Annotated in this window: 11 protein-coding genes; 5 read left to right on the top strand and 6 right to left on the bottom strand. The window is 74.8% G+C overall.

Annotation, left to right across the window (positions count from 1 at the left end; genetic code table 11):
• Nucleotides 1-35: 35 nt before the first annotated feature.
• From ACN27G_RS01475 to ACN27G_RS01460, 4 genes are read left to right on the top strand one after another with little or no spacing between them, the layout of a single operon-like run.
• Nucleotides 36-1,622 (top strand): TIGR02677 family protein, encoded by a 1,587-nt coding sequence (locus ACN27G_RS01475; RefSeq protein WP_421490967.1) that lies wholly within the window; start codon nucleotides 36-38, stop codon nucleotides 1,620-1,622.
• Complete coding sequence (locus ACN27G_RS01470) at nucleotides 1,619-2,854, top strand: TIGR02678 family protein (protein WP_421490966.1); 1,236 nt, start codon at nucleotides 1,619-1,621, stop codon at nucleotides 2,852-2,854. Before ACN27G_RS01475 ends, ACN27G_RS01470 begins: the two co-directional genes overlap by 4 nt.
• Entirely contained in the window at nucleotides 2,851-7,254 is a 4,404-nt protein-coding gene (locus ACN27G_RS01465; protein WP_421490965.1) for a TIGR02680 family protein, read from the top strand. The genes ACN27G_RS01470 and ACN27G_RS01465 overlap by 4 nt, the downstream gene beginning before the upstream one ends.
• The gene (locus ACN27G_RS01460; RefSeq protein ID WP_421490964.1) at nucleotides 7,251-8,501 is read left to right on the top strand and encodes a TIGR02679 family protein; all 1,251 of its coding nucleotides are present in this window, start codon (nucleotides 7,251-7,253) and stop codon (nucleotides 8,499-8,501) included. Before ACN27G_RS01465 ends, ACN27G_RS01460 begins: the two co-directional genes overlap by 4 nt.
• 14 nt (nucleotides 8,502-8,515) lie before the next feature.
• Here ACN27G_RS01460 and ACN27G_RS01455 read toward each other — a convergent pair whose 3' ends face one another.
• Nucleotides 8,516-9,943: an aldehyde dehydrogenase family protein gene (locus ACN27G_RS01455; RefSeq protein ID WP_421490963.1), complete on the bottom strand. Its 1,428-nt coding sequence runs from the start codon at nucleotides 9,941-9,943 to the stop codon at nucleotides 8,516-8,518.
• A gap of 219 nt (nucleotides 9,944-10,162) precedes the next feature.
• Between ACN27G_RS01455 and ACN27G_RS01450 the strand changes: the two genes are divergently transcribed.
• Nucleotides 10,163-10,996 carry a helix-turn-helix transcriptional regulator gene (locus ACN27G_RS01450; protein ID WP_421490962.1) on the top strand — a complete coding sequence of 278 codons (834 nt, stop codon included), beginning with the start codon at nucleotides 10,163-10,165 and terminating at the stop codon, nucleotides 10,994-10,996.
• Between the two features lie 152 nt (nucleotides 10,997-11,148).
• Here the strand turns inward: ACN27G_RS01450 and ACN27G_RS01445 are convergent, their stop codons facing one another.
• The 5 genes from ACN27G_RS01445 to ACN27G_RS01425 form a co-directional block, all read right to left on the bottom strand.
• A complete protein-coding gene (locus ACN27G_RS01445) occupies nucleotides 11,149-11,901 on the bottom strand; it encodes an SDR family oxidoreductase (protein ID WP_421490961.1) in 753 nt (250 codons plus the stop codon).
• Nucleotides 11,902-12,054: 153 nt separating this feature from the next.
• On the bottom strand, nucleotides 12,055-13,053 hold the full coding sequence (locus ACN27G_RS01440) for a hypothetical protein (protein ID WP_421497198.1): 999 nt from the start codon (nucleotides 13,051-13,053) through the stop codon (nucleotides 12,055-12,057).
• A gap of 229 nt (nucleotides 13,054-13,282) precedes the next feature.
• Complete coding sequence (locus tag ACN27G_RS01435; protein WP_421490960.1) at nucleotides 13,283-14,893, bottom strand: PucR family transcriptional regulator; 1,611 nt, start codon at nucleotides 14,891-14,893, stop codon at nucleotides 13,283-13,285.
• A 130-nt stretch (nucleotides 14,894-15,023) separates the two neighbouring features.
• On the bottom strand, nucleotides 15,024-16,130 hold the full coding sequence (gene menC / locus ACN27G_RS01430) for an o-succinylbenzoate synthase (protein ID WP_421490959.1): 1,107 nt from the start codon (nucleotides 16,128-16,130) through the stop codon (nucleotides 15,024-15,026).
• Complete coding sequence (locus ACN27G_RS01425) at nucleotides 16,127-17,122, bottom strand: GNAT family N-acetyltransferase (protein ID WP_421490958.1); 996 nt, start codon at nucleotides 17,120-17,122, stop codon at nucleotides 16,127-16,129. Before ACN27G_RS01425 ends, menC begins: the two co-directional genes overlap by 4 nt.
• Nucleotides 17,123-17,125 lie beyond the last annotated feature (3 nt).

The following is a 17,125-nucleotide window of genomic DNA, read 5'->3' as shown; positions in this document are numbered from 1 at the left end:
GACCGGCCCGCCCCCGCCGGTGCGATGATGGCTCGATGCCCGGCCGGACCGAATCCTCCGCGCAGCCCTTCGCCCACCTGCAAACCCAGAACGCCCCGCTCTACCGCGCGATCCTGTCGACATTCGTCCGGGCGAAGCAACGCTTCACCGTGCACCTGCGCCCGGAGGACGTCCTCGCCGACCTCGGCCCCGGTACGCCGGCCGAGGCGGTCACCGCCGCCCTGACCCAGCTCGCCGAGTGGGGCAACCTGCGGGCCGACCCGGACACCGGCCGGGTCACCACCGTCGAGGACTTCCACCGGGCCCGCTACCTCTACCAGCTCAGCCCGGAGGGGCACGCCGCCGAGCAGGCGATAGCGGTCTACGAGGAGACGGTGGCGCGGCGCGGCGCTCTCCAGTCGGTCGCGCTGTCGGACATCGCCGCCCAGCTCCGCGCGCTGCTGGTCATCGCCACCGAGGCGAACCCGGCCGAGGCGGGACCGGGGGAACCCCCGGACCCGGCCAAGACGCACCTGCTGCTGATGAGCCTGGTCGACCGCTTCACCGGGCTGGCCGACAACGCGCAGGCGTTCATGGCCTCGCTGCGCCGTACCGTCGACTTCGCCGACGCGGAGGTGGACGTCTTCCTGGCGTACAAGGAGCAGTTGATCTCGTACATCGAGCGGTTCATCGCCGATCTTGCCAACCGGGGCGCCGAGATCGCCGCGCTGGCCGGCCAGATCGAGGCGGCGGGCGTGCTGCCGCTGCTGGAGGTGGCGGCGCGGCGTGAGGCGGCCGACGCCGCGCCGGTCGACGAGGCCGACGAGCACGCCCGGCAGGCCGCGACCGGGGCGGCGCTGGCCGCCTGGCAACAGCGCTGGCAGGGGCTGCGCGACTGGTTCGTCAGCGCCGACGGCGGGCGGCAGTCGCAGGCCCGGCTGCTGCGGGCGGCGGCGATCGGCGCGATCCGCCAGCTGCTCGGCACGGTGACGGCGATCAACGAGCGCCGGGCCGGCCGCTCCGACCGCTCGGCCGACTTCCGGACCCTGGCGCTCTGGTTCGCCCAGGCTCCGGACGACGAGTCCGCGCACCGGCTCTGGCACACCGCCTTCGGCCTCTCCCCCACCCGCCACCTCACCACCACCGCCGAGAGCCTGGCCCGCACCGAGGAGCGGCCGGTCGCCAGTGCCACACCGTGGGCGGAGGCGCCGCCGCTGGAGATCAGCCCCCGGCTGCGGCGCACCGGCTCGTACGAGCGGCGCGGCTCGCCCAACCGGGTCGTCGACCGCTCCGAGCAGCGCCGACTCCTCGCGGAGCGGATGGAACGCCAGGCGGCGGAGGTGGCTCGGGCCCGCGCCGCGCTCGCCACGCCCGGCCCGATCACGCTCTCCCGGCTCGGCGAGCTGGACAGCGCCGAGTTCCGGCTCTTCCTGCACCTGCTCGGTGACGCGCTCGCGGCGCGCCGGCCGGACGCCGACGAGGTGGTGACCACCACCTCCGACGGCACGCTGCTGGTCCGGCTCGCCCGGCTGGCGGACGCGCCGCAGGTGCGCGTCGTCACCGAGGACGGCGTGCTCACCGGCCCCGACCACCTGATCGAGATCACCGATCTCCTTCCGACCCGCACCCTGGCCGCCGTATGAGAAGGACCCGGATCCCGGCCGCCGACGAGCCGGCGGCCCGGCTGCGGCAGGCGGCACGGATCCTGCTCGCCCGCCCGCTGCTGGTCGCCGGCCTCACCGCCGACGAGGAGTTCCGGCTGGTCCGGGCGTGCGCGCCGGAGCTGCGGGAGTGGTTCGAGCGCGAGACCGGCTGGCGGCTCGTCGCCGACGCGCAGACGATCCGGCTGATGAAGCTGACCGCCGACCCGTACGACGGGACCCATCCGGCCCGCGACCCGCGCGCGAAGACCCCGTTCTCCCGGCAGCGGTACGTGCTGACCTGCCTGGCCCTGGCCGCGCTGGAACGCACCGACGGCCAGGTGACGCTGGGTCGGCTGGCCGAGGAGATCGTGCTGGCCGCCGCCGAGCCGGCCCTCGCCGACACCGGTTTCACCTTCACCCTCGACCGGCGGGAGCGCCGGGCCGACATGGTGGCGGTGGTCCGGCTGCTGCTGCACTGGGGTGCGCTGCGCCGGGTCGCCGGTGACGAGGAGGCGTACCTGGGCGCGGGTGGGGACGTCCTCTACGACGTGGACCGCCGGGTGATCTCCGGGCTGCTCGCCGCCGCCCGTGGCCCGTCGATGATCTCCGAGTCGACGCCGGAGGAACGGCTGGACGCGCTGACCGCCGAGGCGGTACTCGATCTCGACGACGCCCGGAACCGGGCGCTGCGGCACCGGCTCACCCGGCTGCTGCTGGAACAGCCGGTGCTCTACCACGACGACCTCTCCGAGGCCGAACGCTCCTACCTGACCAGCCAGCGGTTCGCGCTGCTCAACCGGATCACCCAGCTCACCGGCCTGGTCGCCGAGGTCCGGTCCGAAGGGATCGCGATGGTGGACCCGGCCGACGAGCTGACCGACGTGCGGATGCCGGCCGAGGGGATGCAGAGCCACCTGACCCTGCTGCTCGCCGAGCGGATCGCCGCCGCCGACCGGGGCGTACCCGTCAGCGAGCTGCACCGGCACACCCGGGCGCTGGCCCGGGAACACAAGTCGTACTGGCGCAAGCACGCCACCGACCCCGGTGCCGAGGTCGACCTGGTGACGGCCGCGCTGGAGGCGCTGCGCGCCCTCAAGCTGGTCACCGTCGAGCCCGGCGCCGACCCGCTCGTGCACGCCCGACCGGCGATCGCCCGCTACGCCCTGGCCGAACCGACCATCCGCGAACGTGCCCAGCCGACCATCCGCGAACGGAAGGAAACCGTACGGTGACGGTGTCTCCGCCCCCGGCACTGCCGACCCGGACACTGCCACTGCCGCAGCAGGAACGGTGGCAGCCGCTCCGTGCCGGCCTGGTCGACATCTTCTACTACGACCAGGAGGAGTTCCACTTCCACGGCGGCAGCCTGCTGCTGCGCGGCAACAACGGCACCGGCAAGTCGAAGGTGCTGGCGCTCACCCTGCCGTTCCTGCTCGACGGCGAACTCGCGCCGTACCGGGTGGAGCCGGACGGCGACCCGAACAAGCGGATGGAGTGGAACCTGCTGCTCGGCGGCCGGCATCCGCACCCGGAGCGGCTCGGCTACACCTGGCTGGAGTTCGGCCGCCGTGACCCCGACGGCCGCCACCACTATCTCACCCTCGGCGCCGGGCTCAAGGCGGTCGCCGGACGCGGCATCGCCCGGCACTGGTTCTTCGTCACCAGCCAGCGCGTCGGCGGGGACCTGCACCTCGTCACCCCGACCGGCACGGCCCTGGCCCGGGAACGGCTCCGGGACGCGCTCGGCGGCGCCGGCATGGTCTACGACCGGGCCGGCGACTACCGGCGCGCGGTCGACGAGGCGCTCTTCGGGCTCGGCAACCGCTACGAGGCGCTGATCTCGCTGCTCATCAAGCTGCGCCAGCCGCAACTGTCGAAACGGCCCGACGAGAAGAGTCTCTCCCGGGCGCTCGGCGACGCTCTGCCGCCGCTGGACGAGAACCTGATCGCCCAGGTGGCGGAGGCGTTCCGCAGCCTCGACGACGAGCGGGAGACGCTGCGGGAACTCGCCGAGACCAAACGCGCCGCCGACGACTTCCTCGCCCGTTACCGCCGCTACGCGCAGGTGGCGACGAAGCGCAAGGCGGGCGTGCTGCGCCAGCGGCACAGCCGCTACGAGCACCTCGGTCGCGACCTCGTCGAGGCGCAGCGGGCGTACGCGGAGGAGGACGAGCGGGTCCGGCAGGCACAGTCCCGGCTCGGTGAACTGGAGCACGAGAGCCGGGAACTGGCCGCGCGCCGGCAGGCCCTCGCGGAGAGCCCGGAGGCCCGGACGGCGGAGCACCTGCACCGGCTGCGGGAGATCGCCGAGGAGCGGGCCCGGCTCGCCGAACGCCAGCGGCAGCACCTGCGCGACGTCGAGTCGGACGTCGCGCGGCACCGCCGCGCCCTCGACGAGGCGACGGGAGAGCTGCGGCACGCCGAGGAGGTCGAGGCGGCCGTCCGGCGGGAGGTGACGGAGAGCGCGGAGCGGGCGAGGATCGCCGACCGGCACCGGGACCAGGTGGTGGCGGCGCTACCCGCCGGCCGGCCGAGCGGGGCGGGCCCCGCCGCCGAGGCGGCCGAGTCGGACCCCGCCACCGGAGCGGCCGGGCCGGGCCGGGCCGGCGACGGCACCGGGACGAACCACGCCGCCGAGCCGGGGCGCGGCGGTGAGGTGACCGGGGCGAGCCGGGCCGCGGCCGAGCTGATCGAGGCGTGGACCGGCGCGCTGCGTACCCTCGACCGGCTGCGTGCGGCGGCCGACGCCGCCAGGAGCCGGGCGGAGCGCGCCCGCGGCGAACTCGACCGGCTCGACGGCGAGACGGCCGCCGCCGACCTCCGGATCACCGGGGCGGAGGCGGCGGCGACCGGAGCGGGCGAGCTGCTGGTCCGGCAGGTCCGGGAACATCTCGCCGGCCTGGTCGAGCTTCCGGTCACCGACCCCGACGCCCTGCTCGCCCGGCTGGAGCAGTGGGTCCCGGCCCTGGCCGGCGACAACCCGGCGAGCCGGGAGGTCGCCCGCGCCGCCACCTCGGCCACCGAGACGATCGCCCGGCAGGACGCCGCGCTGGAGGCCGAGCAGCGCCGCACCCGGGACCGGCTGGACGAGATCGACGCGGAGCTGCGCCGGCTCGCCGACGGTGTGCACCAGCCGCCGCCGACCCCGCACACCCGGGACCCGCGGGTACGGGCGGACCGGGCCGGTGCGCCGCTGTGGCGGGTGGTGGACTTCGCGGAGGGCGTGCCGGAGGCGGACCGGGCCGGCATCGAGGCGGCGCTGGAGGCTGCCGGCGTACTCGATGCCTGGCTCGACCCGGACGGCACGCTGCGCGACCCGGTTTCCGGCGACACGGTGCTGCGGCCGGCCGGCCCGCGCCCCGGCGGCGGGCCGCCCCCCGGAGGCACGCCGGCCGGTTCCGCGACCCTCGACGGCCTGCTCCGGCCGGCGATCGACACCGCCGATCCCGCCGCCGCCGCGCTCACCGACCGGCTCGTCGCCGACGTCCTCGCCGCGATCGGGTACGGCGCCGGCTCGGCGGCAGTGACCTGGGTCGACGCCGACGGCCGGTACGCCACCGGCGTCCTCGCCGGACGCTGGACGAAACCGGCCGCGGAGCACATCGGTGACGGCGCCCGGGCGGCGAGCCGGCGCGCCCGGATCGCCCGGCTGCGCCAGGAGGCCGATGAACTGTCGGCGCTGGCCGACGACCTCGCCGGTCAGCGCGGCACCCTCGACGAACGGCGTCGACGGGTCACCGAGGAAGCCGAGTCGCTCCCCTCCGACCAGCCGCTCCGCGAGGCGCACACCGTCGTCCGGACCGCCTACGAGCACCGCCGGGAGACGCTCGCCCGCCGGGACGAGGCGCGGGCGGAGCTGGAGACCGCCGCCCGGGTGGCCGCCGACGCGCTCACCGAGGCCACCGACTTCGCCGGTGACGTCGGGCTGCCGTACTCCGCCGAGGAGCTCGCCGGGGTACGCGACGGGCTGCAGAGCTACCGGGTGGCGCTCGCCGCCTGGTGGCCGGCGGTGACCGGCGGATGGGCGGCGGCCCGGCGGCACGGCGAGGCACGCCGGGCGTACGAGGAGCGGCTGACCCGGCTCGAACCGGCGGCCGAGGAGGCGGCCTCGGCCGAGCAGCAGGCGACGGCGGCCCGGATCGAGTTCGACACCCTCGACGCGACCGCGGGCGCCTCCGTCGCCGAGCTGCGCCGGCAGCTCGCCGAGGTGGCCGGGGCGCTGACCCGGTGCGACGAGGCGCAGCGACACACCCGGGAGCGGGAGGGCGCCGCCCGCGACGCGCGCGGTGCCGCCAGTGGCCGCCGGGACGGCCTCGAACGGGAGCTCGACGAGGTCAGCCGGGACCGGGACGAGGCGGTGGCGGCGCTGCGCGCCTTCGCCGGCACCGGGCTGATCGACCTGGTCTGCCCCGGGCTGGAGCTGCCCGATCCCGGGCAGCCCTGGGCCGCCACCCCGGCGGTGACGCTCGCCCGGGGCATCGACCGGACGCTCGCCGAGGTCGACACCGAGCACGCCCGGTGGGAGCGCCTCCAGCAGCAGGTCAGCGTCGACATCAAGCTCCTCGCCGACAACCTCTCCCGGCACGGTCACCAGGTGCTCCCCGCCGTACGGGAGGAGACGATGGTCGTGGAGGTGGTGTTCCAGGGGCACGGCCGCAGCGTCGCCGACCTCGCCACCGCGCTCGTCGGCGAGGTCGAGGAGCGGCAGCGGGTCCTCTCGGCACACGAGCGGGAGGTGCTGGAGACCCACCTCGTCAACGAGGTCGCGGGTGCGCTCCAGGAACTCATCTCCGGCGCCGAGCGGCAGGTGGAGAGCATGAACGCCGAGCTGGAGGCCCGTCCGACCTCGACCGGGATGCGGCTGCGGCTGCTGTGGCGGCCGACGAGGGACGCCCCGGAGGGTCTCGCCGAGCTGCGGGCCCGACAGCTGCGGCAGAGCACCGACGTCTGGAACGACGAGGACCGGCGTACGGTCGGCGCCTTCCTGCAACAGCAGATTGACCGGGAGCGCCTGCGCGACGAGGGAGCCACCTGGACCGAGCAGCTCACCCGGGCCCTGGACTACCGCGCCTGGCACGAGTTCGCCGTGCAGCGCCGCCAGGACGGGCAGTGGCGACCGGCGACCGGTCCCGCCTCCGGTGGCGAACGGGTGCTCGCCGCCAGCATCCCGCTCTTCGCAGCGGCCTCCTCCTACTACGGCTCGGCCGGCAACCCGTACGCGCCGAGGCTGATCGCCCTCGACGAGGCGTTCGCCGGGGTGGACGACGACTCCCGGGCCAAGTGCCTCGGTCTGCTCGCCACCTTCGACCTGGACGTGGTGATGACGAGCGAGCGCGAGTGGGGCTGCTACCCGCAGGTGCCGGGGCTCGGCATCGCCCAACTGGCCCGGCACGAGGGGATCGACGCCGTCCTGGTCACGCCGTGGCGCTGGGACGGGCGCGAGCGGCACCGGCTGCCCCGGCCCGCACCGCAGCCGCCACCCCGGCAGCGCGACCCGGACGACACGGCACCCGCCGTGCCGTCGGCCGGCGAGAACGCCGCCGCACCCCCGGCAACCGACGGACCCGCCGCCGCACCCTCGACCGGCGGGGAGATCGACGGACCGCCACCCGGGCTCTGGAACCTCGAGTGACGGACCCCGAGCGGCTTCGCCGCCAGCTCGGCGGAGCGGAGACCGCCCGGCTCGTCCAGCGGTTGCGCCACCGGCTGGCACACGGCCGGGCGCTGACCGGCAGCCTCTCGCTCGGCGAGCCCACCGATGAGGAACGGCGGGCGGTCGAGCGGCTGCTGGGACGGCGACCCGGCCGGGGCAGCTCGCTCACCGTCAACCTCGACGACCTCGACCGGGTCGTCCGGCGCAGCGGAATGCACCGCGACGGGCTGGCCGCCGCCGTCGAACTGCTCGGTGGCGAGGTTCCGGTACTCGCCGACGTCCGGGCCGCCGAGGCGGCCGCGTGGCGCGGTGCGCTCGCCCCGCTGTCGACGCTGGGCGGCCGCCGCGCGGAACTCTCCGACTGGTGCGCGGATCCCGGCACCGGCGCACTGGTCCGCCGACTCGGCCGGACACCGGAGGCGGCGGCCCGGCTCACCGCCGACCTGGTCTCCGTGCTCGGGGAGCTGCCCGCCGCGGGCGTACCGCTGGCCCGGCTCGCGGTCCGGACGGTCGGTGACGCGCACGCACTCGACGCCGACAGTCCGATCGCGACACTGGTGCTCTCCGCCGTGCGGGCCACCTGGTGGCGCGCCGGGCCGCTGCCCGCCTCCGCCGCCGAGCAGCGGCGGGCGCTGTGGGACGTCGCCGGGGTACTCGTCGACGAGCTCTCCTCGACCGTGCTCGTCCTCAACCTGCCCGCCGCCGCCGGCAGCCGGCTGCACGACCTCACCGCGACCGCCGCCGACCTCGGCGAACCGGTGGTACTCACGCTGCGGCAGATCGGCCGGGACCGGCTCCGCTTCCGCACCACCCCGGTCCACGTCTGCGAGAACCCGACAGTGCTCGCCACGGCCGCGGACCGGCTCGGCCGGGCCTGCCCGGCGCTGGTCTGCATCGGCGGCCAACCGTCCACCGCCGCGCTGCGGCTGCTCCGCGCACTCGCGGAGCAGGGCTGCGAGCTGCACTACCACGGCGACTTCGACTGGGGTGGGGTGCGGATCGCCAACCTGCTCCGGTCCCGCGTGCCCTGGCGGCCGTGGCGGTACGACACCGCCGGATATCTGGATGCCGCACCGGCCGCCGCACCGGACTCGCTGCCCGGCATCCCGGTCGAGGCGAGCTGGGATCCCGAGTTGACGGCGGCGATGCGGCAGCGCGGCGTACGGGTCGAAGAGGAACTCGTCCTCGACGATCTCCTGCTCGACCTGACGGGCGGCCAGGGCTGACGCGGAGCCCGCGCTCAGCGCTGGATGGACTTGGTCTCCAGGAACTCCGCCAGGCCGGCGCGGCCGAACTCGCGGCCGTTGCCCGACTGCTTGTAGCCACCGAAGGGCGCCAACGGGTTCCAGTTGCCGCCGTTGACGTCGACCTGGCCGGCGCGCAGCCGCATCGCCACCCCGAGAGCACGCCCGGGCTCGCCGAAGATCCCGCCGGTCAGCCCGTACGCCGTGCCGTTGGCGATCTCCACGGCCTCGTCCTCGTCCGCGTACGGGATGATCGTCAGCACCGGGCCGAAGATCTCCTCCTGGGCGATGACCGAGGACGGGTCGACGTCGGCGAAGATCGTCGGCCGGACGTAGGCACCCTGCTCCAGCCCGTCCGGTCGGCCGGGGCCGCCGAAGACCAGCGTCGCGCCGTCGGCGATGCCGCGCCGGATGTAGCCGTCGACCCGCTCCCGGTGCGCCTCGGAGGCCATCGGACCGATCCGGGTCGCCTCGTCGGTGGGCTCACCGACGGCGTACTCTGCGGCGGCGGCGACCGCCAGCGCCACGATCTCGTCGTGCCGCGACGCCGGTACGAGCATCCGGGGCCAGGCGCCGCAGACCTGGCCGCCGTTGGTGAACGCCATCGCCACCCCGGTGCCGACCGCCGTGGCCAGGTCGGCGCCGTCGAGGATCACGTTGGCGCCCTTGCCGCCGAGTTCGAGGGCGACCCGTTTGACGGTTTCGGCGGCGACGGCACCGATCCGCCGGCCCGCCCGGGTGGATCCGGTGAAGGAGATCATGTCGACATCCGGGTGGGCGGAGATCGCCTCGCCGACGACCGGTCCGGTGCCGTGCACGACGTTGAAGACCCCCGCCGGCAGACCCGCCTCGGCGGTGACCTCGGCGAGGATCCGCGCGGTCAGCGGCGCGACCTCGGAGGGCTTGAAGACCATGGTGTCGCCGGCGATCAGTGCCGGTGCCAGCTTCGACACGATCTGCTGGAGCGGGAAGTTCCACGGGGTTATCGCGCCGACGACGCCGATCGGCTCGCGTACGACGAGCGAGTTCCCGATCTCCCGGGTCCAGTCGACGTCCGCCGCCAGGGTGACGAAGGACTCGGCCACCGCCACCGGGAAGCCGACCTGGGCGGTCCGGGAGAGCGCCAGCGGCGCACCCATCTCGGCGGTGATCGTCACGGCGATCTCCTCGCTCCGGGCCCGCAGACCCTCGGCGATCCGCGCCACGACGGCGGCACGCTCGGCGGGCGGGGTGGCGGCCCAGCCGGGGAAGGCGGCCCGGGCGGCGGCGACCGCACGGTCCACGTCCCCGGCGGTGCCGGCGGGTACCTCGGCGACGATCTCGCCGTTCGCCGGGTTGACCACGGGAATGGTCTCCGGCGATCCGGCCGGGGCCGGCTTCCCGTCGATCCAGTGGCTCGGCACGGAATGGGTTGATCCAGTCATGGGTCCGAGTCTTGGACGAGCCATCGGGCGCAACCAGGGACAGTCGATCCCTGGACGACTGCCGCCTGGCTTCCGCCCCGGCCGGGGTGCGACGGTCGACACCGTCCGGAATCGCGGCCGGCCCGGGGCGTGTTGTGGAGATCGCGACTACGGCACGTTGGGCGGTGCCGGCGAACCGGACGGCATCGGTCCGGGAGACCTGGAGCGGGAGGAAGCGTCATGGACCGGGCTCGGCTCGCCGAGTTCCTGCGCAGCCGGCGTACGGCACTGCAACCGGAGGAGGTCGGGCTGCCCCGGGGGCGGCGACGCCGTACCGGCGGGCTGCGCCGCGAGGAGGTCGCCGCACTGAGCGACATGTCGACCGACTACTACAGCCGGATCGAGCAGCAGCGCGGCCCTCGCCCCTCCGAGCAGATGCTCGCCGCGATCGCCCGCGGCCTGCGGCTCTCCCTGGAGGAACGGGACCACCTGTTCCGGCTCGGCGGATATCCGGTGCCGCGGCGGGTCCGCCGCGCCGACCACGTCAACCCGGGCATGATGCGCATCTTCGACGGGCTCGGCGACTCCGCCGCCCAGGTGGTGAGCGACCTCGGCGAGACGCTACGGCAGACCCGGCTCGCCAGCGCCCTGCTCGGCGACGAGACCGGCCACACCGGCCTGGCCCGCAGCCTGCACTACCGCTGGTTCACCGATCCGGCCAGCCGGCACATCCACCCCGAGGAGGACCATCCCGGGTACGGCCGGCTGCTCGCCTCGGACCTGCACCGGGCGTACACCCGGGCCGGTCGGGACTCCCGGGCCGGGGAGATCGTGGCCGCCCTCCTCACCCGCAGCACCGAGTTCGCCGGCCTCTGGCGCGACCATCCGGTGACCGGCCCGTACTGCGCGCCGAAGCGGATCCGGCACCCCCGGCTCGGCCTCCTCGAACTGCACTGCCAGGTCCTGCTCGACCCCGACCAGTCCCAGTCGCTGCTGGTCTTCACCGCCACCCCGGGCAGCGAGAGCGCGGAGAAGCTGCGACTCCTCTCGGTCGTCGCGGGCCAGGGAATCTGACCCACCCGCCCGCCGCTCAGCCGGCGAACTGCCGGAGCTTGTCCGGGTTGACCACGACGAACAGACGCTCGACGCCCCGCCGGCCGGTCGCCAGGGCGAGCAGGGCGGCGAGGGCGCGGCCCCGGCAGCCATCCACCGGGCACGTAGGGCGGCTACGCCACGCCCGCTCCGCCGCGCCGCTCCGCCAGCCGGATCCGGCCGGTCCGGGCCTCGCCGAGCGGCACCAGCGCGTCCTCCGCCACCGCCGTCCCGAAGTAGCCCGCGGCGGGGTCGGCCACCACCGTCCGCGGATCCTGGTCGGCCCGCAGGACCGACCGGATCACCTCGTCGAGCCGGGACCGCTCCGGGCCGGCCACCTCGACGATCCCGCCGACCGGTGCGCCGGCCGCGACGTCCGCCACCGTGCCGGCCACGTCGTCGGCGGCGATCGGCTGGAAGAGGACCGGCGCCAGGCGTACGGTGTCGCCGTCCGTGCCGATGCCGGCGATGGCGTCGAGGAACTCGAAGAACTGCGTGGCGCGCACCACCGAGTACGGGATCGGCGAGGCCACGATCAGCGCCTCCTGGGCGACCTTCGCCCGCATGTACCCCATCTCCGGCATCCGGTCCGCGCCGACGACCGAGAGTGCCACGTGGTGGCCCACCCCGGCGGCGCGCTCGGCGGCGAGCAGGTTACGGGTGGAGGTCTCGAAGAACTCCAGCGCGGTGGCCGGCTCGAAGGACGGCGAGTTCGACACGTCGACGACGACCTCGGCGCCGTCGAGCGCCTCGGCCAGCCCGTCGCCGGTGACCGCGTTCACCCCGGTCCTCGGCGACGCCGCCACCACCTGGTGGCCCTGCCCGCCGAGCAGGTCGACCACCTTGCTGCCGATCAGTCCGCTGCCGCCGATAACGACGATCTTCATCTGGATCCCCTGGTTGGCTGTTCCGGCGCCGGTGGGCGCCCTGTCGACCACTTCGACCGGGCGGGGCGGCGTTTCGTGACAACCGCCAAACGTGGCGCCCGCCACCCACGGTGGCCCGGGCGAGGCGGGCGGCGCAGGCGGTTGCCGCCGGGCTCACCCGGCCGGGTCGACCGCTCTCACCGCCTCCCTCTCCTCGTCGCGCCGCCCCGGGTCGGCGGGCGGCGCGGACCGCCGACGCGCGTCGACGACCACCGCGGTGGCCGCCGCGAGGGTGAGCACCACCACGACCACGAAGGCGAGCAGTGTCTGCCGATCGGGGTCGGTCACCGGCATGCCACGCTTCGCCTGCCAGGTGAGCACCGTGAACAGACCGGTGTAGCCGAGGGCGGCGACGCCGACCAGCCGGGCCCGGACCTGTTCGTCGCGGAGCCAGCCGCGGGTGGTCGCGAGGACACCGAGGATCGCGGTGACGAGCAGCAGCACCTGGATGGCGTGCATGCCGACGAAGTGGGGTACGCGGAGGTCACCGCCGGTCGTGCTCCAGTGGGTGAGAAACATGCCGTTGCCGTCGGGGTCGCCGATGCCGTGACCGCCGCTCATGGTCACCGGGTTTCCGTTGGCGTCGGTCACCGTACGGGTCGCGGCGCCCGGGGAGTTGCTCAGCCAGAGGGCCACGACCATGCTGGCGACGGCAAGTCCCAGTCCGGCGCGCAGCGCGCGGTCCACGGCGCGGTCGCCGGTCCGTTGGATCAGGACCAGGACCGCGATGATCAGAGTGACCAGCAGGAGCGGCATGACGCCGAAGGAGAAGACCGTCCGCACGGTGTGCGCGACGGGCTCGGCGTTCTTGTTGAAGTGGCTGAAGGTGCCGTGCGCGGCAGCGTAGAAGACGGCACCGACGTCCAGCAGGCCGGCGACCGCGAAGACGCTGCCGAGCCACCACCCGACACGTCTGCCCCTGCTCAGCCTGCTGAGCAGCCATGCCAGCGTCAGGCCGTACACCCCCATCGCGAAGCCGAACTTCATCGGCTTCACCCAGACCGATTCGCCCATCAGCAGGCGATCGTCGACGACGAGACCGGCGGCGGCCACCACTGTCAGGGCGAACATGAGCGTCGCGCTCGCCAGCAGTGGACGGTGCCAGCCCCGCATCGCGCCGAGACGTGCGGCAAGAATGGTCAACCCAGGCTCCCTACGACGATCGACGGGTCGTAGCTGCTCCGGCCCGCCGTGGAGGACGCTGATCTCTCCTCCAGCCTGGGCGAAGGCGCGCCGGGTAACCATCCGGTACGCCCCCCGGCGCATTGGCGGGTAGACCCCCCGGTCGGGTCGGGGGTTCACCCGTCAACGCCCAGGCGGGCAGTACCGACCGGCGGCGGTGTCAGGCCGGCGGGTTCTCCGGGCGGGGACCGAGCAGCCGGAGCTGCAGCATCGCCGCGAAGCGCTCGTCGGGGTCGCGCAGGTTGATGTCGCCGACCTCGGCGAGCCGGCGGAGCCGGTAGCGGAAGGTGTTCGGGTGCACGTACGACGACTGGGCCGCGGCCGCGACGTCGCCGTAGTGGTCGAGCCAGGTGGCCAGGGTGCCGACCAGGTGACTGCCGTGCTGGCGGTCGTACTCGATGAGCTTGCGGATGCCGCCGGTCGGGCCGTCCCCGCGGGTCGCCGCCAGGTCCCGGAGCTCCAGCAGCAGGGACTCGACGTGGACGTCGTCGATGCGGGCGGTCCGCCGGTCGCCACGGACCTGGGCCAGCACCCGCACGGTGCGGTCGACGCAGGCGCGGGCGTGCACCAGCTCGCTGATGTCGCGCGCCACCGGGCCGATTCCGACCACCGGTCGGTACCGGTCGCCGACCCGGTCCAGGAAGTCGGCCGCGAGGCGCTGGCCCCGGGCCTCGGCGTCGTCGGGCGCGGTCGGGAGCAGGCCGTACGCGGTACCGCCCACCAGCGCCGTGGTGCTGCGCGGCTGGACCGCGTGCAGGTAGACCGCGAACGCGTCGCCGAGCCGCTGGCGCTCCTGGATGAAGGCGGGATCGTCGGCGCGCGACTCGCCGCCCTGCGACGGCGCGGCGCCGAGCAGCAGCAGCGACTGGCCGGCCAGGCCGAGCCGTTCCAGGGCCGAGCGGGCGCCCGCACCACCCTCCAGCGCCGAGCTCAGCAGGTCGACCCGGAGCCTGCGCTGGACGTCGGTGCCGGCCCGCAGCCGCATCATGTGCAGGGCCACGAGCTTGGCGGCGTCCCGCAGGGCCTCGGCCCGCTCGTCGGTGAGATCCTGGTGCGTCGCCGCCCAGATGGAGCCGAGCACCTCGTCACCGGCCCGGACCGAGATCGCCCAGCGCGGCATCGAGTACCCGTGCCGGCCGTCCCCGATCGGGTCGATCCGCACCGGCTGGTCGGTGCGGAGCAGGTCACGGAAGACACCACGCTCGGTGAGCACCTGCGTGTAGCGCTCGGGGACCTGGCGGCCGAGGATCACCTCCACCCGTGGGGCGTCCGCCTCCTCCTGCCGGCCGGAGAAGGCGAGCACCCGCGAGCTGCGGTCCTCGATGGTGATCGGGGCGTCGATGAGCGCCGCGATCGCGTTGGCGACCGCGAACAGGTCACCGGAGGGGAGCCCCAGCAGCGACTCGGACTCGGCCACCCCGACCTCGTCCTCGGCGAGCAACGAGCGCAGCATCGCCGCGAGGTGCGCCCACGGTGCGCCCCGGCGCAGGCCGAGCAGGACCACCCCGGCCCCGTCGGCCGCCGCCCGCACCGACGCGGGCGCCGGGACCGACGAGCGCAGGATGAGCGCGACGGCCTGCTCTGCGCCGATCTGGTGGATCAGGTCGACGATGGCCGCCGGGTCGCTGACGCCGACGCCGAGCACGAGCGCGCGCGGGGGCAGCACCGGGTTGTCGTCCGGGTCGTGGATCACCACGGCACCGACCGGCTCCGCCCGGTCGGGGTCGCCGTGCACCAGCTCCAGCAGCATGGAGCCGAGGTCGTCCAGCACGCGACCGAGACTGGCTCGTGGTCGCGTCGACGGGGCGGGGTTCGCGGTGATGGGGCACTCCCTGAGCCTGGACGTCGCTACGACGATAAGGGCCCGGGGTTGCCGGCGACAAACGACCCTTCCGCCGAGGTCAGACCGTGATCCACTCCGTCCGTGTGGTGCGCTCGGCCAGGCGGTCCGGGTCCGGTGCCACGCCCAGCCCCGGGCCGGTGGGCACGGGCAGGTGCCCGTCGGCCAGGACGAACGGCTCGGTGATGTCGGCGGCGTAGTAGCGGCCGGAGGCGGAGGTGTCCCCCGGCAGCGTGAAGCCGGGCAGCGCGGCCAGGGCCACGTTGGCGGCCCGGCCCAGCCCGGTCTCGAGCATGCCACCGCACCAGACCGGTACGCCGTGCGCGGCACAGACGTCGTGGATGCGTCTCGCCTCCAGATATCCGCCGACCCGGCCCGGCTTGACGTTGACGATCCGGCAGGCACCGAGCCGGATCGCGGCGGCGGCGGAGGCGGCCGAGGTGATCGACTCGTCGAGGCAGACCGGGGTGCGGATCAGGCGGGCCAGGTCGGCGTGGCCGAGCACGTCCTCCTCGGCCAGCGGCTGCTCGATGAGGAGCAGGTCGAACGGGTCGAGCGCGGCGAGGTGCCGGGCGTCGGAGAGCGCGTACGCGGCGTTCGCGTCGGCCTGCAGGAGCAGCCGGTCGCCGAACCGCTCGCGTACGGCGCGCACGGGCTCGACGTCCCAGCCGGGTTCGATCTTCAGCTTGATCCGGACGTACCCCTCGGCCAGGTAGCCGTCGACCGCGTCGAGCAGGGCGGGAATGCTCTCCATGATCCCGACGGAGACGCCGCAGGGCACCCGGTCACGCACCGCGCCGAGTTCCCGGGCGAAGGAGCGACCCTCGGCGCGCAGCTCCGCGTCGAGGATGGCGGTCTCCAGCGCCGCCTTGGCCATCCGGTGGCCCCTGATCGGGGCGAGGGCGCCGGCCACGGCGGGCGTGTTCGCGGGTGCCGCCGCGAACAGCGCCGGGATGAGATGGTCCCGCAGTACGGCCCCGGCGGCAGCGGCGTACTCGGAGGAGTAGCGCGGGTCGGACATCGCGACACACTCGCCCCACCCCTCGGCGTCCTCGGTGACGGCGCGCACCAGCAGCACCTCCCGGCTGGTCGTCGTGCCGAACGAGGTGCGGAACGGTGCCACCAGGGGCATGGTGATCCAGCGCAGCTCGCAGCCGGTGAGTTTCATCGATCCCTCCGCAGCACGTATCCTCCGGTCCGGTCGAAGCCGACGACCGTGGCGCCCTGCGCCATGAGGGCCGCCATCGCCTCGCGTACGGCGCCACGCCAGCGCCCGGCCAGGACCGGGTCCGAGACGCGCAGGCCGGTGATGTCCGGCGGGACGGCCACCAGGCTCGTCGCACCGTCGAGGCGGCCCGGCGCGGGCGACCCGTCCGCCGCCACGCCCAGGGCCACCACCGTGTCGGCGGCCCGGTCGGGAGCCGGTCCGCGCCCGGCCGCCGGGCGGGCGGGTGCCGTACCGCCGCCCGGCCGGCCGCATGCCTCGACGACCGCGGGGTCGCGCAGCGGCCAGTGCACGAGCAGCCGGTCGGTGTCGCTGTCCCGGTTGACCTTGTCCACCATCAGGCCGTAGAAGTTCGGCAGGTACTCGACCGGCCGGGCGGCCAGCTTGACGATGTTGAAGTAGGCGTTGCGGGACACCAGCGGGTCGAAGGTCCAGGCGATGTGGTCGACGCCCCGGCACATCGCCCACGCCCGCTGGTGCAGCTTGAGAGCGAACCCGACCCGACGCCCGACCAGCTCGGGGGAGACGCCGGCGATGTGGCTGTGCAGCGCGTCCTCCGACGGGGCGTGGAAGAAGCCGACGCACGCCCCGACCAGCTCGTCGTCCACGAAGGCGCCGCCGACGTAGTTGCCCGCCTTGCCGAAGGCCCGCAGCAGTTCGAGGCTCACCGGCGGGTTGGCGTCGCGTCCCCAGATCCGGGCGAGGAGCCGGACGACCCGTCCGAGGTCGCGCAGGTCGGTCACCTCGCGCACGTCTACCCCGGCCGCCCTGGCAGCGGCGCGGGCAGCAGCGACGGCCTCGTCGGCGGCGCGGGGGCCCGCAACGGGCTCCTCGGCGGCGGTGCGTGGGAGCTGATCCGGCTCGGCGACCGGGGCGGCGGCGGGTGGGGCCACGTCGGGCACGGCGCCGATGCTGTCGAGGTTCTCGGGGCTCATCAT

The sequence above is a fragment of the Plantactinospora sp. WMMB334 genome, assembly GCF_049179095.1.
Lineage (GTDB): Bacteria > Actinomycetota > Actinomycetes > Mycobacteriales > Micromonosporaceae > Plantactinospora.
Note: the sequence above shows the minus strand (reverse complement) of the source record. Positions and strands in the feature narration are given on the sequence as shown.

What these genes read in the sequence shown, in the direction of transcription:
- ACN27G_RS01475 (WP_421490967.1), top strand. Translation starts at nt 36, where the DNA reads ATGCCCGGCCGGACCGAATCCTCCGCGCAGCCCTTCGCCCACCTGCAA.
- ACN27G_RS01470 (WP_421490966.1), top strand. Translation starts at nt 1,619, where the DNA reads ATGAGAAGGACCCGGATCCCGGCCGCCGACGAGCCGGCGGCCCGGCTG.
- ACN27G_RS01455 (WP_421490963.1), bottom strand. Translation starts at nt 9,943, where the DNA reads ATGACTGGATCAACCCATTCCGTGCCGAGCCACTGGATCGACGGGAAG.
- ACN27G_RS01450 (WP_421490962.1), top strand. Translation starts at nt 10,163, where the DNA reads ATGGACCGGGCTCGGCTCGCCGAGTTCCTGCGCAGCCGGCGTACGGCA.
- ACN27G_RS01445 (WP_421490961.1), bottom strand. Translation starts at nt 11,901, where the DNA reads ATGAAGATCGTCGTTATCGGCGGCAGCGGACTGATCGGCAGCAAGGTG.
- ACN27G_RS01440 (WP_421497198.1), bottom strand. Translation starts at nt 13,053, where the DNA reads ATGCGGGGCTGGCACCGTCCACTGCTGGCGAGCGCGACGCTCATGTTC.
- menC (WP_421490959.1), bottom strand. Translation starts at nt 16,130, where the DNA reads ATGAAACTCACCGGCTGCGAGCTGCGCTGGATCACCATGCCCCTGGTG.
- ACN27G_RS01425 (WP_421490958.1), bottom strand. Translation starts at nt 17,122, where the DNA reads ATGAGCCCCGAGAACCTCGACAGCATCGGCGCCGTGCCCGACGTGGCC.